This is a genomic window from Ensifer sp. NM-2 (assembly GCF_003024455.1).
Classification (GTDB): Bacteria; Pseudomonadota; Alphaproteobacteria; order Rhizobiales; family Rhizobiaceae; genus Ensifer; species Ensifer canadensis.
In genome coordinates this window covers 114128-134607 of record NZ_PVZR01000019.1, presented here as the reverse complement: position 1 = coordinate 134607, position 20480 = coordinate 114128, and the positions used below count along the sequence as shown (strand labels likewise).

The following is a 20480-nucleotide window of genomic DNA, read 5'->3' as shown; positions in this document are numbered from 1 at the left end:
AGACGCGCAAAGGTCGCTGTAGCACTTTAAATTGCTGCATGTTTTTTCCTTAAATCGAATAGGATTCAAGGAAACATGCAGTTAGGTCAGAAGGGGTTCCAGGTCGGGTTCTGCGTCATCTTGAGATAGCCGACATTGACCCCGAGCCGGGCGCCGATGCCGGTGCGGATCGGGACGACGACGATGTGTTCGTCGGTGAGCACCGTCATGCCGACGCCGGCCACGACATAGGCCGAACCGGAGACGCCGCCAAACCGCTTGTAGAGGGATGGCACGCTCGGAAGGTTGTAGACCAGCATCATCGTTCGGCTGCCCTGTCCGCCCCAGTCGATGCCGAGTGATGGCCCCTGCCAGAAGACGTTGTGCTGGCCGGCATTCTTGGTGTTGAGTTCGCCTTCCCCGTAGGTCAGGCCAGCGATGAAGGCGCCAGAACCTTCCTGTCCGAGGATATAGCCGTTCGGCAGGCCGTAACGTTCGAAGGCGCGCTCCACCACCTTGGCGAGGCCGCCCGAGGTTTCGCCGAAGAAGCCGTGACCGGCATCGACGATCTCCTGCATCGAATATTGACTATTCGCCTGCTGGGCATGGGCGGCGGATATGGCGCCGGCCATCAGGAACATCGTCGCCAGGATAGCGCGGCTGGCCATCGTGGCTGCCTTCATGATCTGCTGCATCGTTTCCTCCGTCAGGCGCGAAAATCACTCGCTTGCGGGTTTGCTATGGCCGGCATCGCCTGTGACGGCGCGGCCAGCGGGGGTCTGGACCATTTCCCTGCAATTTGAACCGATGGTCTTAACAATCGGTTTACCAAATGTGGTGTCATTATGATCCACTGATGAACGGCTGCGCCGGGCAGCCCATGGCTTGCGTCTTAGCGCCTGAGGCTTTACCGGCTCTGCCCGAGCGCGTGCCTCATGTCCGCATGCCGATGGAACCGAACAAGGAAAGACGATGGCAACGAATCCGAACCTGACATTGACGGGACCCGATCTGGCCGCGCTTCTGTGCAGCCGGGTTTGCCACGACATCATCTCGCCGGTCGGCGCCATCAACAATGGCCTGGAACTTCTGGACGAGGGCGGCGCCGATGCCGACGCCATGGACCTCATCCGCACCAGCGCACTCAACGCGTCGGTCCGCCTGAAGTTCGCTCGCCTCGCCTTCGGCGCCTCCGGCTCGGTCGGCGCGTCGATCGATACCGGCGAAGCGGAAAAGGCGGCCAAGGACTTTGCCGCCGCCGAGAAGAAGACCGAGGTCAACTGGCACGGGCCGCGCGCCATCATCGCCAAGAACCGGGTCAAGCTCCTCCTGAATCTTTTCCTCATCGCCTATGGGGCGATCCCGCGCGGTGGCGTCATCGACATCACGCTCGAAAATCCCGAGCTCGACGCAGTGTTCACGCTGGCCTGCAAGGGCCGGATGATGCGCGTGCCGCCGCGTCTGGTCGAACTTCTGTCCGGCACGCCGGAAGAGGCGGTCGATGCGCATTCGATCCAGCCCTACTACACGGTGCTGCTCGGCGAGGAAGCGGGCATGACGATCGATGTGGTTTCGACCGGCGAAGAGATCATCTTCACGGCGCGTATGAAGCCGGTCGACGCCTAAGTCCGGCGCTGCCTTTGCTGTTTTGATACATGTCCGGCGCGGTGTGGCGATGGCCCCCGCGCCGGACATTTGCGTGGCCACAGTTTGAGCGCCCGCCTTTCCTGGCTTTTGGCCGGTTCACCGAAAAATTAATATTTTCAGCGTGTTAAAAACAGCCGGAGAGCCTGCGTTAAGCAAGCTCCGTAACGAAATCTTTGCCAAATTTGTATAGGGTTGTTTCAGGCGTGCGAGCACGCGTATAGGTAAGTCATGAAGGAGTTGGACATGCGGCGCTTGATGATTGCCGACGGCTCGGATGTCGTCAGGAAAGTTGGGAAACGTATCCTGTCCGGCATGGGCTTCCTTGTCTACGAAGCGCCGAGCGGCCTTGAGGCGCTGGTGCGCTGCGAAGCCGAGCTGCCGAATATTCTCGTGGTCGACGCCGGCCTGGAGGGCGCTCTGGATCTCATCGCCAATATCAGGCGACTGCCGAATGGTGCGTCTGTGCGCATCTATTACTGCGTCGTCGAGGCGGATCTGAAGAAGATGATGGCCGGCAAGCGCGCCGGTGCCGATGATTTCCTGCTGAAGCCGTTCGATCGCAAGATCCTGACGAGCGTCTTTGCCAGCCAGTCGATGGCGGCCTGAACCGCAATAAACGTGTTTCCGGACTGAACAAGCCGCGGCAGTTGCTGCGGCTTTTTGCTGTCTCGTCTTGGCACTTTTTGCATGACACCCGAGATCAAGGCCTTGGCAGGCGCATGTCACCACCTTCGGACCTTTGACACCAGGAAGCACCTGATCACCGAGGGAAGGGGCGACCATAACGAAAAAACCCGCCTCGAAGGGCGGGTTTGTTCAAAAGGCGTCCGTTGGCGTCATGCCTGGATATGCGGGTCCATGCCGCGCCCGGAAGAAAGCTCGAAATCAGGCGGTTTCGGCGTATTCGGCACCATCCGGCTCGCGCAGAACGTAGCCACGGCCCCAGACGGTTTCGATGTAGTTGGCGCCGCCGGCAGCATTGGCAAGCTTCTTGCGCAGCTTGCAGATGAAGACGTCGATGATCTTCAGTTCCGGCTCGTCCATACCGCCGTAGAGGTGGTTGAGGAACATTTCCTTGGTGAGCGTCGTGCCCTTGCGCAGCGAAAGCAGCTCGAGCATCTGGTATTCCTTGCCGGTGAGGTGGACGCGCTGTCCGCCGACTTCCACCGTCTTGGCATCGAGATTGACGATCAGTTCGCCGGTCGAGATGACCGACTGGGCATGACCCTTGGAACGGCGAACGATCGCATGGATGCGCGCCACCAGTTCGTCCTTGTGGAAGGGCTTGGTCATGTAGTCGTCGGCGCCGAAGCCGAGACCGCGAACCTTGTCTTCAATTCCGGCCATGCCGGAGAGAATGAGGATCGGCGTCTTCACCTTGGAAAGACGCAGTGTTCTCAAGACCTCGTAACCGGACATGTCCGGAAGGTTGAGGTCGAGAAGGATGATGTCGTAGTCATAGAGTTTGCCGAGATCGACGCCTTCCTCACCGAGATCGGTGGTGTAAACGTTGAAACTCTCGGACTTGAGCATCAGCTCAATGCTCTGAGCCGTTGCGCTGTCGTCTTCAATTAGTAGAACCCGCATATTCTTCCCCTTTTCCGCCGCCCAAGGTCATCGTGGCCCCCTTACGCGATACGGATCCAGTCGTTGCCTGATTTGGAGGCTGCCATCAAATGGTTAACAAATTCTGATTCACTCTGGCAAGCTGTATCGAGATTGTTAAATATTTTTAGCAGTTCCCTGATTTCAAACGTGAATCCAAAATGGCACTTTTCATGCGAAACATGAGGAAATGCCGCTATCTGACTCTTCTGACTCGTTAATGCCGGGGCCGTCATATTTCGTGCCTCAGTATTTACGGAGCCTTAAATCATCACCCCTATGATTAACGATGCCCGTAAACGAAAGGTTACCAGCGGTAGGCTTTTGTTAATATCGCTGTCGATTTTCGTTTTCTGTCTGTTGGGGCAGGCTCGACGGGCCAAATCAGTAACCGGGGTCTCGTTATCCACGGGAGTATTGCGTATGAAAGCACGTGAGAGCCTTGTCCGCCTGAAGGAATTTCAGGTCAGGGAGAAGCAGCGTCAGCTGAGCCAGCTTCAGATGATGATGGCTGAGTTCGAACGGATGACCAAGGATCTGGAAAATCAGATTGTTTTCGAGGAAAAGAAGTCGGGCATTTCCGATCCCTCGCATTTTGCCTATCCCACTTTCGCCAAGGCTGCTCGTCAAAGAGCCGACAATCTTCAGGTCTCCATTCGTGAACTGAAGGCGCAGCAGGATGCGGCCGAACTTGCACTTGAAGAAGTGCAGGCCGAATTTGCGAAGGCGGCGGCGCTCGAGGAACGGGATACGACGACGCGTCTCAGGGCGTAAGCTCCTTAGCCGTTTCGAGGCAGATGATTTTCATTCTTTGTCGGGCGATGCCGATGGCATGGCCCGATCCGGCACGATTGTCACAAGAACGAAAAACCCGCGCGACAGGCATCTGTCGGGCGGGTTTTCCCATTTCGGAACTTTGGTGGTTTGCCGCCTCAGGCCTGGATCACGTCCTGCCAATCGGGATGGCGCAGCGCCTGCGCGCGCATGAACGGGCAGAGCGGAATGATCTTCCAGCCGCCCTTGCGCGCTTCGTCGATTGCATGTTTTGCCAGCGCCTGGCCGACGCCCTTGCCGCGCAACTCGTCGGGAACGAGCGTGTGATCGACGATGATCAGTTTCGGCGATGAGCGGGAATAGGTCATCTCGCCGGTATAGCCTTCGACGGTTGTCGAGTAGCGGCCGTGCGAACCGATTTCTTCGTGGGCGATATCCATCTCAGCATCCCTTCACATTCAACGTTTGCGTGTTGCTGAAGATGCTATCGCATGACTGCAGCATTCGAAACCGGTTTGGCGAACGCGAAGGGGAAACGCACTGTCGCCGAAATGTTGCCTATTGAAAGACGGGGCGGAGCGGGCGACGGAAAACGAAGACGGCGGCCACCGGAAATTCCGGAGCCGCCGTTCGACCTATGGCCCTGTTGGGGGCTTTTAGTGGCGATATTGCTGGATGCGTGTGGTGCGCAGGCCGGCCAGACCGTGATCGTTGATGGAGGACTGCCAGGAAAGGAATTCCTCGACAGTGAGGGTATAGCGTTCGCACGCTTCCTCAAGGCTCAAAAGGCCACCGCGGACAGCGGCAACCACCTCAGCCTTCCTGCGAATAACCCAGCGCCGGGTATTCGCCGGCGGCAGATCCGCAATCGTCAGAGGACTGCCATCGGGGCCGATGACATATTTTACACGTGGTCGCATCATTTCGGTCATGGGACTCTCTACACAAACTCAAGACCATATGTTGCTGACCTTAGCCCGCCACATTTAACATTTGCCTAAGCGGTCGGTAACAATTTGCTCATAATTTTAAATACTTCCGCACACTCCCTCGATCACTTCCGCAACGTCCCGCCGGCGATCGCGACGCCTGTCGCGCTCGACAAGAGCCGCCTTAATGCCCGGAAAGCTTTGGATTATCGCGGATTTTACATGGGAGCCATGCAATTACCACATTTCACTTTAACTAAAATTCTTGGTAACGAGGCGCCGAAATAAAGGATGAGCGACGTTTGTGCGCTCCCGAATCATTCTTGGTGCATCGTCATATTTTCACAACCGGTCGCGTTGCTTTCGCGGGCATGCCGGAGAGGGTGGCTGTATTCTGGCTGCCGGGTGAAGTTCATGCACCGGATGATTTTCGGGGCTGTTTGTATTCTCTCGACCAGGTGCGTTGGCACCGGTGATGTGGTGATCAGAGATGAAGGAATCGAATGAACCAGCCTTGCTGCGCGAGGCTGAGACGGCGGACATGATTTCCGAAATCGATACGGCTGCCGTCCGCACGGAATACGAACTTCTGCACCTGATGCGGCGGTTGATCGCGCGCTATGGCTTCGGCCATTTCATGATCGCGCGCCTGCCGCTGGCCGAGCAGCAGCGCTTTTCCGAGCGCCTGGTGCTCAGCAACTGGCCGTCGGAGCTGGTGCGCCAGTACGACGCCTGCGAGATCTTTCAGTCGAGCGTACTGGTCGAGCGCCTGCGTGGCACCAAGCTGCCGGTAACCGGCGGCGCCGAGCTGCTCGATGCCGCCGGCAAGCCGACCGACGAGGCGATGGTGCACCGGCTGCTGGCGCATCCGGAGATGGGGCGCCATTTCGCCGTCCAGTTGCATACGAGCAGCGGCGATCCCTTCGTCGCCATGCTGTCCGGGCGACGGGAACCGCCTGTCGGCGTCGAGCAGGCTACGCTCTATCTTTCCCTCGTGCAGCTGTTCGAATGCCTTGAGCGTACCTTCGACACCGGCAGTTCGGCGCGCGAAAAGCTGTCGAGCCGCGAGATCGAGTGTCTGCGCTGGGCGGCAGCCGGCAAGAGCAGCGACGAGATCGCCATCATCCTCGGCATCTCCACCTATACGGTCAGCAGCTACTTCAAGAGCGCGACCCGCAAGCTCGACGCCGTCAACCGCATGCAGGCGATCGCCCGCGCCATGAGGCTGAAACTGATCTGAGACGGACCGCCCTGACCGGCCTGGCGCCATAGCACCGCCCTTGCCGCCGGGCGGACAAGTTTCTATATGTCGGCGACTGGAGCCTCCCGCTTTTCAAGAAAGCGGAGAAGATACTCTGGACATTGTCGTGCTACAGCGATCTTGGCGCGTCTGAATAAGACGCGCGGCGCTGTAGAAGCCGAACGCGTGCCGCGTGCTATCGCGCAGGCATTGCATCGCATGAAGCGTGAAACAGGGGCGAGCGTTGTCGCTGCCACCCGAAGGCCGGATTGGATCCCGTGAATAGTCTCAATTTTGACCGCAAGCCCGAAGATACGCGTGTCGTTGTCGCCATGTCCGGCGGCGTCGATAGTTCCGTCGTCGCGGGCCTGCTCAAACGCGAGGGTTACGACGTTCTCGGCATCACGCTGCAGCTCTACGACCACGGTGCCGCCGTCCACCGTGCCGGCTCCTGCTGTGCCGGCCAGGACATCGACGACGCGCGACGCGTCTGCGAAACGCTCGGCATCCCGCATTACGTGCTCGATTACGAAGCGCGCTTCCGCGAAACGGTGATCAACCCGTTTGCCGAAAGCTATGTCGCCGGCGAAACGCCGATCCCCTGCGTTGCCTGTAACCAGACGGTGAAGTTTGCCGATCTCCTGGCGACGGCCAAGGAGCTCGGTGCCGATGCGCTGGCGACCGGCCACTACATCCGCTCGCGGCCGAGCCCGAACCCGCGCTATGCCGGCCAGCGGGCGCTCTATCGCCCGACTGACGCCGATCGCGACCAGAGCTACTTCCTCTTTGCCACCACGCAGGAGCAGATCGACTATCTGCGCTTCCCGCTCGGCCACCTGTCCAAGGCCGAGACGCGGGCGTTGGCGGAAGAGATGGGCCTTGTCGTCGCCCAGAAGGCCGACAGCCAGGACATCTGTTTCGTGCCGCAGGGCAAGTACAGCGACATCGTTTCCAAGCTGAAGCCGAATGCAGCGCTTGCCGGCGAGATCGTGCATCTCGATGGCCGCATACTCGGCACCCATGACGGCATTTTGCACTACACGATCGGCCAGCGCCGCGGCATCGGCATTGCCACCGGCGAGCCGCTCTATGTCGTCTATCTCGACGCCCGCTCGCGCCGCGTCATCGTCGGCCCCAAGGAAGCGCTGGAAACGCGCCGGGTCTACCTGCGCGACGTCAACTGGCTGGGCGACGAAGATCTCGAAGACGTGGCAGCCGATGGCTTCGACTGTTTCGCCAAGGTCCGCTCCACCCGCCAGCCGGCACCCGCCATTCTGAAGCGCGACGCCGAGGGTCTCTATGTCGAGCTTGCCGAGGGCGAAGCCGGCATCGCGCCGGGCCAGGCCTGCGCGCTCTATTCCGGCGTCGGTGAAGACGCCCGCGTCTACGGCGGCGGCTTCATCCGCAAATCCGAGCGGGAAGCCGGTGCCGAAGCCGCGTTGAAGGTGCTTCTGGCAGCGCCTGCGGCTGCCTGAGGCAGTCATTTCCGATCGCGCGGGAAAACTTCACATTTTCCCCGCGACTTGGCTTGACACTTGGCTGAACCGGGCCTTATAAGCCGCCCGTCCAGTCAAGACGGCTTCACCTTCGAAGCCCTGACGCGGTACCCGGCGGAGTAGCTCAGTAGGTTAGAGCAGAGGAATCATAATCCTTGTGTCGGGGGTTCGAATCCCTCCTCCGCTACCAAAACTACAAATTTCTTAACTTTATTTGATGATTCGATTGTTTCGGCTACGGCTCACTTTCGTCGTTCGTTGTTACTGGATGCCTTTGTCGGTCACCAAGCCGTTCCGCTGTGGGTCACTCTACTGGGATTTGCTGCCCCGCTTATTGCATTAGCCGGATCGGCGGTCGGTTACGTCGTTAAACTTTACCAGGGTGCTGCGGCCCGTAAGAGAGATCAGTTTTTTGAGCTGATGGCTTTCATAGACAGCCACGACAGACCGATTGCCACGAAGGTTGCTGCCGTCTACCGACTGCGCGACTTCCCGAAAGATAGAAATTTCATAGTCCGCTTTTGCCGAACGCAACGTGAAAACATTCAGGGCAGTGCGGCACAATCCTTAAGGGAGGAGATGGACGCAACAGCGCTCTTTTTCCAAAACAACTCGGACCCAATCTAGCTTTGATAGATTCACCCTTGGCTCGCTGCCCATTGGGCTACGAACAGTTTGACTAGACCGATCGCGATACTCAGTTCACCATCGTGATACCCAGCTAGCAAAATCGGCAAAGCCAAAGACCTCCGCTGCGTCTCCCAATTCAACGCAGCAGCGTTTGAAGGTGCTCGAAGCGAAACTGTTCTGTAAGCGTTGCGGACATCGCTTCCACAAGCGCTTCGCAGTCGCCTAAACGTTGCGTTGAGTGCCGCTAAATTGCAGGCAATGGGAGAGGCAATTGCAGTTCGAATACACCGATCCGCAGGGTCGTGTCCCCACAGGTGGTGTAGCTCGGCGGTAGCGAAGCCGCTCGCGAGCGCGCCCTCAACAGCGCCGTAGTGAGCGGGCGGCGGAGCGGTGGTCATCGATGTTCTCCGGTAGGGTCGGGTTGCTGACACCAACCTGATTCGAAGGAACCACCGATGACCGACGACATGATGAACCTGCGTGCGCTCGTGGAGAAGTCCCCCGACGCCGATCTTTTGCGCGAGATGATCGGTTTTGCCGCCGAGCGGCTGATGGAGCTGGAGGTGGGCGCCGCCACCGGTGCCGGCTATGGCGAGAAGAACCCGCTGCGGACGGCCCAACGCAACGGCTACCGCGAGCGGGATTGGGAGACGCGCGCCGGAACCGTCGAGCTGCGCATTCCGAAGCTCAGGAAGGGCTCTTACTTTCCGGGCTTCCTGGAGCCGCGGCGCATGGCCGAGAAGGCGCTGACGGCGGTCATCCAGGAAGCCTATGTGCAGGGAATCTCGACCCGCTCGGTCGACGATCTGGTCAAGGCCATGGGCATGAGTGGCATCTCCAAGAGCCAGGTCAGCCGGCTGTGCGAGGAGATCGACGGCAAGGTCAAGGCCTTCCTCGAAATATCCTCCGCCGTGGCCGGTGCTGCAATCGAAATTGTCAACGTGGATCGCCTCAAGGAGATGAACGTTGTCAACGGGGGAAATTCGGATGTCTCCTTGAGCGTCCAGGCTCGTAACAAAATGCTTTATGTGCTCGGAGAGAGAGATTCCCTCTACGGACATCACAAGGTATTGTTCTGCTATATCAAAGGCACTGGATTTGTGTTCTTCGGCCTGATTGAGGCCCAAGGCCGTGAAGCGGAGTTAATGCAGTTTGAGGCAGTCGAGTTAGTCGTCAATGGAGAGAAGCTTGCCATCGATATTTCGGACAGAGCGATGCGTTTTGTCTCGGGGCGATATGTTGCAATCAACTGTCGGCTGTCTCACGAAGAAGCGCGCTTGATCGCATACTCTGACAGTTTTGGGGTCATGGTCCGCGCTTCGCGTGAGGCGCCGGTGTTCCTTGGGATTTTTGCGATGTCGACCGAGGGCGGCAGAGAACAGCTTGAAACGTTTTTCGGCGCACTGTCCGTGGAGCAATAGGAACAATTGTTGGGGACCTAGGCGATGTTGGCGGCAACTGTCATCAACAACGGTTTTGCCATCGCGAAAATACCAGGTTTGGCGGCTTTCTGAGAACTCAACCTGAGCGCCCGCGCTGCACGCCCTCTCCATAACGTCCGGCAACACAATCTTCACCCTATCGCTTCTCACCCATGACTATGCCGATGGTGCAGGTCCGGATAATGCGGGTGCTTATGCCGCATCGGTTCGTGGCGGTGCCAGTGGGAATGCGGTTCGGTGACCGGGCCGTCGTGGCTGTGGGTGTGATGTTCGTCGTGGATATGGGCGTGTTCGTGCTCGAGCGCCTCGTGGGTGTGTTCGTGGTCGTGGCGCTCTGCCAGGTGCATCCAGAGGCCAAAGGCCATCAGCAGGCCGGCTGAGAGGAATTGCAGGGTGATCGTGTCGCGGAAGAGGGCGATCGAGAGGAGGGCGCCGATGAAGGGGGCGAGCGAGAAGTAGGCGCCAGTGCGCGCCGTGCCGAGATGGCGCAGGCCGAGCATGAAGAAGACGAGGCTGATGCCGATGCCGAGGAAGCCGACGAGGGCGGCGGCAGCGGTGAGGCCGACGGACGGCAGCGAAGCGCCGAGCGACAGGGCAAGCGCGAGGTTGGTGGCGCCCGCCGCCAAACCCTTGATCATCGCGATCTGGACGGGATCAGCCGACGAGAGCTTTCGCGTCAGATTGTTGTCGATGCCCCAGGCAAGGCAGGCGCCCGCGATCAGCAGGCTGCCGCGGTCGAGGCTCAGGCCCGCACCGTTCCACGACAGGAGAACCGCGCCGCATAAAATTGCGGCTGCGCCCAGGAGCAGGCGGCGATCGACATTCTCGCGAAACACCAGCCAGGCAATCGCCATTGTCGCCAGTCCCTCGAGGTTGAGGAGCAGCGATCCGGAGGCGGCCGTGGTCTGGGATAGGCCGAACATCAACAGTAGCGGGCCGAGCACGCCGCCGAACAGGATGACTGACATCAGCCAGGGAATATCGGCGCGCGCCAGCGGCGCTTCGACGCCATCGAGCCCGACCAGGGCGCGGGCGCGGTGGACGATCGCCAGGCCAATCCCGGCGCCGAGATAAAGCATGCCGGCGAGCAGCCAGGGATCGACGGAACCGAGCAGAAGTTTTGAAAGCGGCGTCGAGGCGCCGAAGAGAACTGCGGACCCCAGGGCGAGGGGAACGCCGGGCCAGAGGTGGGAATGATCGCTCGACATCGGAAACTTCCTGGCATCGGATGGGCATCGGCCATGAGGCGGCCGGTGCGGTCCATCCAAGCAGCAAAGTCATGCCAGGGGAAGTCTTTGTTCGTGCCGACAATGGGAAGGGAGATTTCTCCACCAGGACATCGGCCGTTAAAGTTTCAAGGAGACCGGCCGGCTCTGCCTGACGCGGAGAATAGCGCCGGCCGACTGCGCAACGGTCAGGCCGCGATCATGGCGATCGCCGTACTTAGGTTCGCCCGCCGCCTTGCCGCCAAGAGTGCGGCTATCAGGGAGATCTGGAGAAAAGCGCCAAACTGGCCGTGCGGATGAACGTTGGGCAGATCGAGGTCGATCTCGCCGGTACGTCGGCCGCGGTCTCGAAGCTCTGGGGGTGCCTGAACCGGTCGTAGCCAATGGCTGCCCGCCCAGGTTGCTGCTGCCAATTCAGCCTCCTGCTGTCAGCGCGGAACGCTGGCGGGCCGACCATTGCCGTTGTAGGCTAAACGCAACTTTGAATATATGAGCGATTCGGCGAATATTCGAAACTCCGTGCTGGCCCGTTTTCCGCTATCTTGGCCGCGTGTATGCTGATCAGTCTGCCGGCCCAGTCTCAGGCCCTCACGGATGATCTGACCACGGGAACGCTGACCGGCACCTGTGAGAGCCTCATCGTTGCAGGTGAAGACTGGACGAGCCAATGTGACGGCATGCTGGTACAATCGGTTTATCCAGACGGCCGATCCGGTTTCACGGTTTTCCTCAAGTCCGGCGTTGCAGTGACTTTCCGAGGACGCGAGGCCGAGAAGCCCGACCCGGACAGTCAGTTGCAGAGCGTCAACAGGATCGTTGTGGACCCCGGTAAGGAAGCGGCTGAATTCGAGATGAAGGAAGTGGCTGGCGGATGCGGTTACACCAACCCCTTCAAGGGCGAGGCCATGACGGTATGCGAGGCCACCGATATCGGCAAAAGCCAGTACGCTCTGCAGTTCAGGTCCGACGGAAAGCCGCCGCAGATGGAGCGCGATCGGAGTGACCAGGACGAGGCGAAGCGCGAAAGCTCTGAGCAAAAATTTCAGGTGGGCAGTTGGACTGGAGACCCATTGGATGGGGGACGAAAAGGCTGTCTGATGTCGAAAAACGTCGACCGAAAGATCGCGCTCATCCTGTATGCCGACCGTAATCAGGCGTTTCACCTCAGCCTCTTCAACAACAGCTGGAATCTCACCGAGAAGAGCGCATCCGCGGGTGACTTGAGGATCGGCGGCAAGGCGTTTGCACTACGCGAAGTCGATATCCGCACGCCTCATCTCCTGACTGTTCACGTCGGCGCTGACAGGGACGCGTTGCAATCGGCGTTAGCGCAAAGCGCTGAACTGACGTTTCAATCGGCCGGCGCTGCGCAAACCAGGGTCGATCTCGCGGGAGCCGATGAGGCCATCAAGGCGCTCAATGCCTGCGTGAAGTGAAACGCCGTGTTTGCCGGCCACGGACATCAGGTTTTCGCGGTGAGGAGTTCGAGGCGAAGACCGTCGCCTCGTGTGGCTGCCAACGCGTGGAGGGTGAGCAGGGACATCATGGCTGGCTCCATCGTTTGATCGAGCACTCTTGCCCCTCAGCGTCGGGCAAGCCACCCGGTTTCCTGCCCGGTGGAAATCGAGACGGCGCGCTTTAGCGATGGATGGACGAGGTGATCGTGCTGTAGTCGGGCAGGGTGATGTCGGCAATTTCTGCCGCCCGATATTGGGACAGGGCCACATTCATGAAGGCGATCACTGCCAGAGAGAAGGCCAGAACGGTGATGGAAACGCCGAAACCGGTCTTGATCATGTCCGTATCCTCCAAGCCTTGTGTTTGCTGTTGAGAGACTGTCAAACCGTGGCATGGAGACTATCCTGTGGCGTCGAATGCGCTGTTCCCCGGGTAACACGCCGTATGGTTACCGAATTATGAACGGAAAAATCGGTGCCAATCCTGGCGAGGAGCGTCGAGAATGCTCAGGCTTGCCGGATTTCGACGCTATCTCCCGGCGCCAGCGCCCGGTGCTGGACGATGGCTCGCCGATCCTCGGAGAAGCGGAAGGCAGCCCGCTCTACATCCTGGTGAAGGAGGGGGAGCGCTGGATGATCGCCATCGGCCAGAACACCAAGATCCAGACGGAGGCGATCATGACGCAGCAGAAGGAGATCAGCGCCAGCGACGCAAAGTAGCCGTTGGTGTTGGCGCCGTCCGTTCGGTTGTAAGCTGAGGTTGCGCGATCGGAGAGCGGCGCGGAGCTGGCCGCCGGCACCAGGCGCAGTCAGACGCTCGGCGCCGGGTCGATCTCGATGAGAAACACCTCGCACGGTGCCGGCGCCTTCACCGTGGCCGCAACCGGCCCCTCGAGGATCACCGCATCGCCGACGGAAAGCGCAAGCGTCTGGCCGTTACCATCCAGCTCCACCGCGCCGCGATGGCAAAAGACCATGGTGGTGGTAGCCTCGCTCGCCAGCGAATGCTCGCCGTCGATCGCCAGCCGGCGCACCTGATGGATGAGCTTGCGCCGGCGGGTCATGACATTGAGGTCGACGATCGTGCCGTTAATCAGGCTGGCCGATGTGGCGACGTCGGCGGGGAAGGCAAGGGGCGCATCCGCCTCCGTCAATCGGGCCGGGTCGCGGCCTTCGATCAAGAGCGTCATGCCGTTGCCTTTAAGGATCGACAGCGTGCGGTCGATGCCGGGAAAAGCAGAGAAGGGGCCATCGCTTGCGACGGTCGCCATGCTCACCCGCCAGTCAAACTCCGAAAGCGATGCGCCTTCCGGAAAGACTGATATCTCGATGGTTTCGCCGCCGCCGTTTTTCCAGGGCATGCGCTTGTGGCCGGAGGCGGGCAGGAGCTTCATGGCGTCTCTTCCTGAATGACGAGCCGCATGCGGTCGAAATCCTCGTTCATCGGCCGGTCGTCTGCATAGACGGGAACGACGGCGCGGATGCGCTGGTAGAGCGCCTCGGTGCGTTTCGCCTTGGCCGTTGCGCGGGGCTGCAGGTCATAGGCCTGTGCGGCCGCGAGCAGCTCGATTGCAAGAATGCGCTCGAGGTTGTCGACGATTTCAAGCGCCTTCCATGCGGCGGGCGTGGCGTGCGTCAGGATATCCTCCTGCAGCGCCGAGGTGATGCCACCATCAAGGCTGGCGGGGGCTGCTAGGCGACGGTTCTCCGCGGCAAGGGCAGCCGCCGTATACTGGGCGATCATGTAGCCGGAGGAAACACCACTGTCGCCGGCGAGAAAGGCGGGCAGGCCACTGACGAGCGGGTTCACCAGCCGGTCGATGCGACGCTCAGATATCGCGGCAACTTCGGCAACGGCGACCGCGAGACTGTCCATGGCGAGACCGAGTGCTGCTCCAACCGCATGAGCCTGCGAATGCACCTCCGGCGCCTCCGGCGTGCCTGAAACGGCCGGGTTGTCGGTGAGGCTTGCCAGCTCCCGGTTCACCACCTCGGCCACATGGTCGAAGGCGTCGCGGGCGGCGCCATGCACATGCGGCACGGCGCGCAGGCTCAAGGGATCCTGTGTGCGCGTGCCGGCGCTTGCCGCCAGCATTGGGCTATCCTCCAGAAGGTCGCGCAGCGTCTTGCCGACCGCCTGCAGTCCGGACGAGTGCCGTAGCGCCAGCGGGCCGGCGGCAAAGGCATTGGCCTGGCTGCCGAGGTTTTCATAGGTCAGCGCCGATGCGGCATCCGCCCAGGCGAAGAGTTTTTGTGCGCGCGACAGCGCCAGCGCGGCAAGGCCGGTGGCGCAGGGCGTGCCGTTGACGAGGCTCAAGCCCTCCTTGGCCTGCAACTGCAGGGGCTGGAGCTCGAGCCGACGCAAGGCTTCGGCACCGCTGACTGTTGCCTTGCCGTCGTTTGCCGAGCCATGGCCGATCAGCACGAGGCCGATCGACGCGGCATGGGAGAGGTAGCCGACAGAGCCACGCGACGGAATATTGGGGATGAGGCCCGCATTGAGCAGCGCCAGAAGTGCCTCGACCGTCTCGATGCGGACGCCGGAATAGCCATGGGCGAAATTGGCGATCTGGGCAGCCATCACCGCCCGTGCCTCGGTTCGCCCGAGCGGCTCACCGACGCCGCAGGCATGGCTGAGGATGATGTTGCGCGACAGCGCCTGCTGGTTTTCCCGGTCGATGATGACATCGCAAAGCGCACCGACACCTGTGTTGATGCCGTAGCCGCGGATGCCGCGATCGACCAGCGCCTCGACCACGGCGCGGGCCTTGACGATGCGCTGGCGAGCGGCCGCGGAAAGCGTCAGCCGAGCGCCATCTGCGACCGCGGCGATCTCGACCCAGGTTGCAGGTCCATCAAGCGTGACGGTTTCAGTCATGAGTTTCTGGCCTTCCCTGGCGGCGCTGGACGAACCGGGCGACATAGTCGTTGGCGGGCTTGTCGAGAATATCGTCAGGCGTTCCCACCTGCACCACCTGGCCGTCCTTCAGGATGGCGATTTCCGAGCCGATGCGCAAAGCCTCGTCGAGATCGTGAGTGATGAAGACGATGGTCTTCGACAGGTTCTGCTGCAGCTGCAGCAACTGGTCCTGCATGTCGGCGCGGATCAGCGGATCGAGCGCCGAGAAGGCTTCGTCCATCAGGATGACATCGGTATCGGCGGCAAGCGCCCGGGCAAGGCCGACGCGCTGTTTCATGCCGCCCGAAAGCTGATGCGGGAACTTGGCGTCGTAGCCGGAAAGCCCGACGGTCTCGATCCATTTCATGCCGATGTCGCGGCTGTCGGCCTTGGAAAGGCCGCGCACCCGCTGGCCGTAGACGACGTTCTGCAGCACGGTGCGGTGCGGCATCAGGGCAAAGCTCTGGAACACCATGCTGACGCGGTGCATGCGGAAGGTGCGAAGCGCCTTGGCGTCGAGCTCGAGGATGTTGCTGCCGTCGAAGACCACCTGGCCGCTGGTCGGTTCGATCAGCCGGTTGATGTGGCGCACAAGCGTCGACTTGCCCGATCCGGACAGGCCCATGATGACGAAGATCTTGCCGGCACCGATCGTCAGGCTGACGTCGTTGAGGCCGACGCTGCAGCCGGAGCGGGCGAGAATCTCAGATTTGTCGAGGCCGTCCTTGGCCATGGCGAGTGCCGCCTTGGCGTCCTGGCCGAAGATCTTGTAGACGTTGCGGATCTCGATATCAGCCATTGCGGGGATCCTCCGTCCGGCTCTTGCCGAAACCTTGCGTGATGCGGTCGAGTACGATTGCCAGAATGACGATGCCGATGCCGGCTTCCAGGCCCTTGCCGACGTCAAGCGTCTGGATGCCGTTCAGCACCTGCTCGCCGAGGCCGCGCGCGCCGATCATCGAGGCGACGACCACCATCGACAGCGCCATCATGATTGTCTGGTTGAGGCCGGCCATGATCGTCGGGGTTGCCAGCGGCAGTTCGACGCCGAAGAGGATCTGGTTGGGGCTGCCGCCGAAGGCCGTTGCCGCTTCGACCACCTCGTGGTCGACCTGGCGAATGCCGAGGTCGGTGAGGCGGATCAGTGGCGGCACGGCATAGATGATGGTGGCGAGGATCGCCGGCACCTTGCCGAGGCCGAAGAGCATCAGCGCCGGGATCAGATAGACGAAGCTCGGCATGGTCTGCATCACGTCGAGCACCGGCAGCGTGATGTTGCGCACCAGCCGGCTCTTGGCGACGAGAATGCCCATGGGAACTCCGATGGCCACAGACACCAGCGTCGCCATCAGCATCAGCGCCAGCGTCTGCATGGTAAGATCCCAGAGGCCGAGCACGCCGACGAAGAACAGGAGCGCGCCGACGGCGACCGTCAGCGTCCAGCGCTTGGAGCTTTGCCAGGCAAGCGCCATGAAGGCGAGGATGACGACCCACCAGGGCAGGCCGCGCAGGATCCATTCGATGAACAGCACGGCTTTCAGGATCACCGCGCTGATCGCCTTGAAGACCCAGCCATAGCTGCTGACCAGCGTCTGGATGAACTCGTTCACCGGCGCGCGGATGGAGAGATTGAGGGAATCCGGAAACATCGGATGTCGTTCCTTGCTCGGGCCATGACGGACGCAATGCCGCCGCCGATGGCGCTTGCCTCGGGGTGTCGAAGGGTGGGGCCGGCGCGGGTCCGATGGGACCGCCCTGTCTCAGACAGAGGTGAGGCGCATCAGACCCGCGTCGGCCGACCGAACGGACTTTACTTCAGGCTGGCTTCGATCTTGCCGCGGGCCTCGTCGGAGACCCACTTGCCCCAGATGTCGCCCTTGGTCTTCAGGAACTCGGCCGCTGCCGCCACTGCATCGACCTTCTGGTCGGTCATGTAGGCAAGGCTGCCGTTGACGTCTTCCAGAGGGAAGGTCGCCTTTTCGAGGATGGCGATGATCTCGGGGGCTTCCTGGGCGAAGGTGCTGTTGACGCCGTAGGAGACATCGACGGACGGGAAGGCGCAGCCCTGGTCGCGCTTGCCGGTGGCGCTCGAAAGCTCCTTCCAGCAGGCTTCGTTGTAGGCCGGCTCTTCAAGCTGGACGAGCTTGAACTTGCCCATGATCGCGGTCGGCGACCAGTAGTAGAACAGGATCGGCTCGCCCTGCAGATAGGCCGAAGTGATTGCGGAATCGAGCGCCGTGCCGGTGCCGGGACGGAAGTTCACATAGGTCTCGCCGAGCTTGTAGGCATCGAGCTTGGCGGTGCTGACACCCTCGCAGGTCCAGCCGGACGGGCAATTGAGGAAGCGGCCCTTGGACGGCTCCTCCGGATCGGCGAAGAGTTCGACGATCTTGGCATCGGAAAGCTGCGAGACGCTCTTCAGGTCCGGCGCTTTGGCCTCGATGTTGCGGCTGGCATCGCCCTTGATGACGTATTCCGGCACGAACCAGCCTTCGCTGGCGCCGACGAAGGTCTTGCCGATGGCCACGACCTTCTTTTCCTCGACAGCCTTGTTCCAGATGTCGGAGCGGCCGAGCCATTCCTCGGCGAAGATCTGGACGTCGTTGTTGGCGGTCGCCTGTTCGAGCGTCACCGAATTGCCGGGGATCGAATCCACCTGGCAGTCGTAGCCCTTCGACAGGATGGTTTTCATCACCTCGGTGATGAACGCGCCGCTTTCCCAGTCGATGCCGGCGAAGGTAACGGTCTTGCCGTCGCCGCAATAGGAGGCGCTGGCGTTGCCGGCAGAAGCGGCAAGCACGAGGCCGGTGGCGGCGAGGGTGAGTTTCAGTTTGCTGATCGACATGCGCATTCCCCTTTTTTTGATAGTCGCTTCGATTGCTACTTCAGTTTCATAAGCACCCGCGCGAAAGCACGGTCGATGTCTTCCTCCCGATCATGGCGTCCGTTGCGGATCTTCCACTGTCCCGCGACCATGACGTCGCGGACGGTCTCGCCGCCGAGCGCAAACAGCCAGCGGTCGAGGGTCTGATTGCCGCTTGCGGCGGCGATGTACGGATTGGAGCCGTCGAGCACGACGAAATCGGCGCGGGCACCGACTGCAATGCCGGCAGCCTTATGGCCGACAGCCTGGGCGCCACCCTTGAGGGCCGCATCGAAAATGGTGTGGCCGACCGATGCGCCCGGGCCGGCGGCGAGCCGGTTGCGACGCCGGTCGCGCAGGCGCTGGCCGTATTCCAGCAACCGCAGTTCTTCGGCGACGCTGGTTGCCACATGGCTGTCGGTGCCGATGCCGAGGCGTCCGCCTTCGGCGATGTAGTCGACGGCTGGAAAGATGCCGTCGCCAAGATTGGCTTCCGTTGCCGGGCAAAGGCCGGCGACCGCGCCCGACCGTGCCAGCCGCTGTCTTTCCTCGTCGGTCAGATGGGTCGCGTGGATCAAGCACCAGCGCTCGTCGACGGGCATTTCGTTGAGCAACCACTGAACAGGGCGGCGACCGCTCCAGGCAAGGCTGTCTTCGACTTCCTTGGTCTGTTCGGCGACGTGAATATGGATCGGTCCGTTGACGGGTGCACGTTCGAGGATCGTGCGCATCTCTTCCGGGGTCGCGGCGCGCAGTGAATGGATGGCGTAGCCGAGCGTCTGGCCATTGTCGCGGCAGATCGGCGCCAGGCGTTCCAGGAGTGCGAGGAAACGATCGGGGTCATGCAGGAAGGGGCGCTGGCCGACGTTCGGGGCGACGCCGCCGAAATTGGCATGAGCGTAGAAGACCGGCAGATGGGTGAGGCCGATGCCGGTCGATTGCGCGGCAGCGAGAATGCGCAGCGACATCTCGGCCGTGTCGGAATAGGGCGTGCCGTCGGCGGTGTGGTGCAGGTAATGGAATTCGGCAACGTGGCCGAAGCCGCCCTTCAGCATCTCCATGTAGAGCTTGGCGGCGATCGCCTCGACGTCGTCGGGGTTCACCAGTCCGACCGTGCGGTACATTTCTTCCCGCCAGGTCCAGAAACTGTCGTTGCCGCTGCCGGCGACCTCGGCGAGGCCCGCCATGGCGCGCTGGAAGGCGTGGGAATGCAGATTGGCGACGGCTGGAATGAGCGGTCCGGCAACGCGTTCGTCGCCGTCGGCGATCGTCTGATCGGTCTCAATGGAGGCGATCCCGCCTGACGCATCGAGCGCAATGGCGACATTCTGCGCCCAGCCTGTCGGCAGAAGCGCATGGTCGGCGAAGAGCCGGTTGACGGGAAAAGTTGCCATGTTGCGATTTTCCTGTACGTAGTTGTATATGGAACTATAGATATTTTACGGTGGCGCGCAAGCGCGAAATGAACGAAAAGAATCATTGCCGGATACGCATGATTTGTTTGCTTTCCGGAAAGGGCGGGAAAAATGCCGATAACGGCACTCAGGCGAAGGATCGAAATGGCCGCATTCGAGGACGGACCGGTGCCACGCTACGAGGCGGTGAAGCAGTTCATCCGCACCCGCATCGACAGCGGGGAATGGCCGGCACATCATCGTATTCCTTCCGAAAACGAGATCGTCGCCGATCTCGGCGTCAGCCGCATGACCGCGAACCGGGCGCTGCGGGAGCTGGCGACCGAGGGCGCGATCACCCGCGTTCAGGGGGTAGGGTCGTTCGTCGCGGCACACAAGGGCAGCACGGCGCTCTTGGAAGTGCGCAACATCGCCGACGAGATCCGCGAGCGCGGCCACGCCCATACTTCGCGCATGACGCTGATGCAGGAGGAGGTAGCACCTTCGGAAATCGGCTATGCGCTCGGGCTTGTTACCGGCGCACGAGTTTTCCATTCGATCATGGTGCATTCGGAAAACGGCCTGCCGATTCAGATCGAGGACCGGTTCGTCAACCCGGCCATCTGCCCGAAATACATGGAGCAGGATTTCCGCGACATGACGCCGAACGCCTATCTGACGGCGGTGGCACCGATCACCCGCACCGAACAGATCGTCGAGGCGGTGTCGCCGCAGCCATGGGAATGCAAGCTGCTCGGCATCGACCGCAACGAGCCTTGTCTTATGATCCGGCGTCGCACCTGGTCCGACACCGCCAATGTGACGACGGCGCGCCTGCTCTATCCCGGGACGCGCTATCGCCTTGAAGGTGTGTCGCAATAGTCAGGAGACCCGTTCGG

General features: G+C 61.1%; 21 protein-coding genes, 1 tRNA gene and 1 pseudogene. 10 read left to right on the top strand and 13 right to left on the bottom strand.

All coding sequences use genetic code 11. The features are described from left to right. Positions 1-86 precede the first annotated feature (86 nt). Positions 87-674, bottom strand: a complete 588-nt coding sequence (locus C6558_RS29390) for a DUF1134 domain-containing protein (protein WP_025424709.1) — start codon at positions 672-674, stop codon at positions 87-89. Positions 675-951: 277 nt separating this feature from the next. Between C6558_RS29390 and chpT the strand changes: the two genes are divergently transcribed. Together chpT and C6558_RS29380 are read left to right on the top strand one after the other, a co-directional pair. Then, positions 952-1605, top strand: coding sequence for a histidine phosphotransferase ChpT (gene chpT / locus C6558_RS29385; protein ID WP_057206585.1), 654 nt, complete (start codon positions 952-954; stop codon positions 1603-1605). A 264-nt stretch (positions 1606-1869) separates the two neighbouring features. Further along, entirely contained in the window at positions 1870-2232 is a 363-nt protein-coding gene (locus C6558_RS29380; protein WP_025424707.1) for a PleD family two-component system response regulator, read from the top strand. A gap of 279 nt (positions 2233-2511) precedes the next feature. Here C6558_RS29380 and ctrA read toward each other — a convergent pair whose 3' ends face one another. Next, positions 2512-3213, bottom strand: coding sequence for a response regulator transcription factor CtrA (ctrA, locus tag C6558_RS29375; protein ID WP_025424706.1), 702 nt, complete (start codon positions 3211-3213; stop codon positions 2512-2514). A gap of 441 nt (positions 3214-3654) precedes the next feature. Here ctrA and C6558_RS29370 point away from each other — a divergent pair, with 441 nt between their 5' ends. Next, the gene (locus C6558_RS29370) at positions 3655-4005 is read left to right on the top strand and encodes a hypothetical protein (RefSeq protein ID WP_025424705.1); all 351 of its coding nucleotides are present in this window, start codon (positions 3655-3657) and stop codon (positions 4003-4005) included. A gap of 158 nt (positions 4006-4163) precedes the next feature. On the opposite strand, the gene C6558_RS29365 is transcribed toward C6558_RS29370, so the two are convergent. After that, a complete protein-coding gene (locus C6558_RS29365) occupies positions 4164-4445 on the bottom strand; it encodes a GNAT family N-acetyltransferase (RefSeq protein WP_025424704.1) in 282 nt (93 codons plus the stop codon). A gap of 216 nt (positions 4446-4661) precedes the next feature. Beyond that, positions 4662-4937, bottom strand: a complete 276-nt coding sequence (locus C6558_RS29360; RefSeq protein WP_003527546.1) for a DUF1153 domain-containing protein — start codon at positions 4935-4937, stop codon at positions 4662-4664. A 487-nt stretch (positions 4938-5424) separates the two neighbouring features. On the opposite strand from C6558_RS29360, the gene C6558_RS29355 reads away from it, so the two are divergent. The 4 genes and pseudogenes from C6558_RS29355 to C6558_RS29330 form a co-directional block, all read left to right on the top strand. After that, positions 5425-6174 carry a LuxR family transcriptional regulator gene (locus tag C6558_RS29355; RefSeq protein WP_057217909.1) on the top strand — a complete coding sequence of 250 codons (750 nt, stop codon included), beginning with the start codon at positions 5425-5427 and terminating at the stop codon, positions 6172-6174. Positions 6175-6452: 278 nt separating this feature from the next. After that, positions 6453-7649 (top strand): tRNA 2-thiouridine(34) synthase MnmA, encoded by a 1197-nt coding sequence (mnmA, locus tag C6558_RS29350; RefSeq protein ID WP_057217975.1) that lies wholly within the window; start codon positions 6453-6455, stop codon positions 7647-7649. 134 nt (positions 7650-7783) lie between these two features. Further along, positions 7784-7860 (top strand) — tRNA-Met (locus C6558_RS29345). Between the two features lie 895 nt (positions 7861-8755). Further along, positions 8756-9196: pseudogene (locus C6558_RS29330) on the top strand (transposase); the annotation flags it as partial. A 692-nt stretch (positions 9197-9888) separates the two neighbouring features. Here C6558_RS29330 and C6558_RS29325 read toward each other — a convergent pair. Both C6558_RS29325 and C6558_RS39750 read right to left on the bottom strand, forming a co-directional pair. Continuing rightward, positions 9889-10950, bottom strand: coding sequence for a DMT family transporter (locus C6558_RS29325; RefSeq protein WP_057217905.1), 1062 nt, complete (start codon positions 10948-10950; stop codon positions 9889-9891). 206 nt (positions 10951-11156) lie between these two features. Continuing rightward, on the bottom strand, positions 11157-11381 hold the full coding sequence (locus C6558_RS39750) for a hypothetical protein (RefSeq protein WP_146160922.1): 225 nt from the start codon (positions 11379-11381) through the stop codon (positions 11157-11159). 141 nt (positions 11382-11522) lie between these two features. Between C6558_RS39750 and C6558_RS29320 the strand changes: the two genes are divergently transcribed. Further along, the gene (locus tag C6558_RS29320; protein ID WP_113567688.1) at positions 11523-12404 is read left to right on the top strand and encodes a hypothetical protein; all 882 of its coding nucleotides are present in this window, start codon (positions 11523-11525) and stop codon (positions 12402-12404) included. Positions 12405-12606: 202 nt separating this feature from the next. Here the strand turns inward: C6558_RS29320 and C6558_RS40075 are convergent, their stop codons facing one another. Further along, a complete protein-coding gene (locus tag C6558_RS40075) occupies positions 12607-12765 on the bottom strand; it encodes a hypothetical protein (RefSeq protein ID WP_156408099.1) in 159 nt (52 codons plus the stop codon). A gap of 119 nt (positions 12766-12884) precedes the next feature. Here C6558_RS40075 and C6558_RS29315 point away from each other — a divergent pair, with 119 nt between their 5' ends. Further along, on the top strand, positions 12885-13145 hold the full coding sequence (locus C6558_RS29315; protein WP_146160921.1) for a hypothetical protein: 261 nt from the start codon (positions 12885-12887) through the stop codon (positions 13143-13145). A gap of 89 nt (positions 13146-13234) precedes the next feature. Here C6558_RS29315 and C6558_RS29310 read toward each other — a convergent pair whose 3' ends face one another. The 6 genes from C6558_RS29310 to hutF form a co-directional block, all read right to left on the bottom strand. Beyond that, positions 13235-13819 carry a HutD family protein gene (locus C6558_RS29310; protein ID WP_057217900.1) on the bottom strand — a complete coding sequence of 195 codons (585 nt, stop codon included), beginning with the start codon at positions 13817-13819 and terminating at the stop codon, positions 13235-13237. Next, entirely contained in the window at positions 13816-15303 is a 1488-nt protein-coding gene (hutH, locus tag C6558_RS29305; protein ID WP_057217899.1) for a histidine ammonia-lyase, read from the bottom strand. The genes C6558_RS29310 and hutH overlap by 4 nt, the downstream gene beginning before the upstream one ends. Further along, positions 15296-16123, bottom strand: a complete 828-nt coding sequence (locus C6558_RS29300; protein ID WP_025424694.1) for a glycine betaine/L-proline ABC transporter ATP-binding protein — start codon at positions 16121-16123, stop codon at positions 15296-15298. Before C6558_RS29300 ends, hutH begins: the two co-directional genes overlap by 8 nt. Further along, on the bottom strand, positions 16116-16973 hold the full coding sequence (locus C6558_RS29295) for a proline/glycine betaine ABC transporter permease (protein WP_053249722.1): 858 nt from the start codon (positions 16971-16973) through the stop codon (positions 16116-16118). Before C6558_RS29295 ends, C6558_RS29300 begins: the two co-directional genes overlap by 8 nt. A gap of 161 nt (positions 16974-17134) precedes the next feature. Next, on the bottom strand, positions 17135-18169 hold the full coding sequence (locus C6558_RS29290; protein ID WP_057206637.1) for an ABC transporter substrate-binding protein: 1035 nt from the start codon (positions 18167-18169) through the stop codon (positions 17135-17137). 35 nt (positions 18170-18204) lie between these two features. Further along, positions 18205-19581, bottom strand: a complete 1377-nt coding sequence (gene hutF, locus C6558_RS29285) for a formimidoylglutamate deiminase (RefSeq protein ID WP_057217898.1) — start codon at positions 19579-19581, stop codon at positions 18205-18207. A 138-nt stretch (positions 19582-19719) separates the two neighbouring features. Between hutF and hutC the strand changes: the two genes are divergently transcribed. Beyond that, on the top strand, positions 19720-20463 hold the full coding sequence (gene hutC, locus C6558_RS29280) for a histidine utilization repressor (RefSeq protein WP_025424690.1): 744 nt from the start codon (positions 19720-19722) through the stop codon (positions 20461-20463). Positions 20464-20480 lie beyond the last annotated feature (17 nt).

What these genes read in the sequence shown, in the direction of transcription:
- C6558_RS29390 (WP_025424709.1), bottom strand. Translation starts at nt 674, where the DNA reads ATGCAGCAGATCATGAAGGCAGCCACGATGGCCAGCCGCGCTATCCTG.
- chpT (WP_057206585.1), top strand. Translation starts at nt 952, where the DNA reads ATGGCAACGAATCCGAACCTGACATTGACGGGACCCGATCTGGCCGCG.
- C6558_RS29380 (WP_025424707.1), top strand. Translation starts at nt 1,870, where the DNA reads ATGCGGCGCTTGATGATTGCCGACGGCTCGGATGTCGTCAGGAAAGTT.
- ctrA (WP_025424706.1), bottom strand. Translation starts at nt 3,213, where the DNA reads ATGCGGGTTCTACTAATTGAAGACGACAGCGCAACGGCTCAGAGCATT.
- C6558_RS29370 (WP_025424705.1), top strand. Translation starts at nt 3,655, where the DNA reads ATGAAAGCACGTGAGAGCCTTGTCCGCCTGAAGGAATTTCAGGTCAGG.
- C6558_RS29365 (WP_025424704.1), bottom strand. Translation starts at nt 4,445, where the DNA reads ATGGATATCGCCCACGAAGAAATCGGTTCGCACGGCCGCTACTCGACA.
- C6558_RS29360 (WP_003527546.1), bottom strand. Translation starts at nt 4,937, where the DNA reads ATGACCGAAATGATGCGACCACGTGTAAAATATGTCATCGGCCCCGAT.
- C6558_RS29355 (WP_057217909.1), top strand. Translation starts at nt 5,425, where the DNA reads ATGAAGGAATCGAATGAACCAGCCTTGCTGCGCGAGGCTGAGACGGCG.
- C6558_RS29325 (WP_057217905.1), bottom strand. Translation starts at nt 10,950, where the DNA reads ATGTCGAGCGATCATTCCCACCTCTGGCCCGGCGTTCCCCTCGCCCTG.
- C6558_RS29320 (WP_113567688.1), top strand. Translation starts at nt 11,523, where the DNA reads ATGCTGATCAGTCTGCCGGCCCAGTCTCAGGCCCTCACGGATGATCTG.
- C6558_RS40075 (WP_156408099.1), bottom strand. Translation starts at nt 12,765, where the DNA reads ATGATCAAGACCGGTTTCGGCGTTTCCATCACCGTTCTGGCCTTCTCT.
- C6558_RS29315 (WP_146160921.1), top strand. Translation starts at nt 12,885, where the DNA reads ATGAACGGAAAAATCGGTGCCAATCCTGGCGAGGAGCGTCGAGAATGC.
- C6558_RS29310 (WP_057217900.1), bottom strand. Translation starts at nt 13,819, where the DNA reads ATGAAGCTCCTGCCCGCCTCCGGCCACAAGCGCATGCCCTGGAAAAAC.
- hutH (WP_057217899.1), bottom strand. Translation starts at nt 15,303, where the DNA reads ATGACTGAAACCGTCACGCTTGATGGACCTGCAACCTGGGTCGAGATC.
- C6558_RS29300 (WP_025424694.1), bottom strand. Translation starts at nt 16,123, where the DNA reads ATGGCTGATATCGAGATCCGCAACGTCTACAAGATCTTCGGCCAGGAC.
- C6558_RS29295 (WP_053249722.1), bottom strand. Translation starts at nt 16,973, where the DNA reads ATGTTTCCGGATTCCCTCAATCTCTCCATCCGCGCGCCGGTGAACGAG.
- C6558_RS29290 (WP_057206637.1), bottom strand. Translation starts at nt 18,169, where the DNA reads ATGTCGATCAGCAAACTGAAACTCACCCTCGCCGCCACCGGCCTCGTG.
- hutF (WP_057217898.1), bottom strand. Translation starts at nt 19,581, where the DNA reads ATGGCAACTTTTCCCGTCAACCGGCTCTTCGCCGACCATGCGCTTCTG.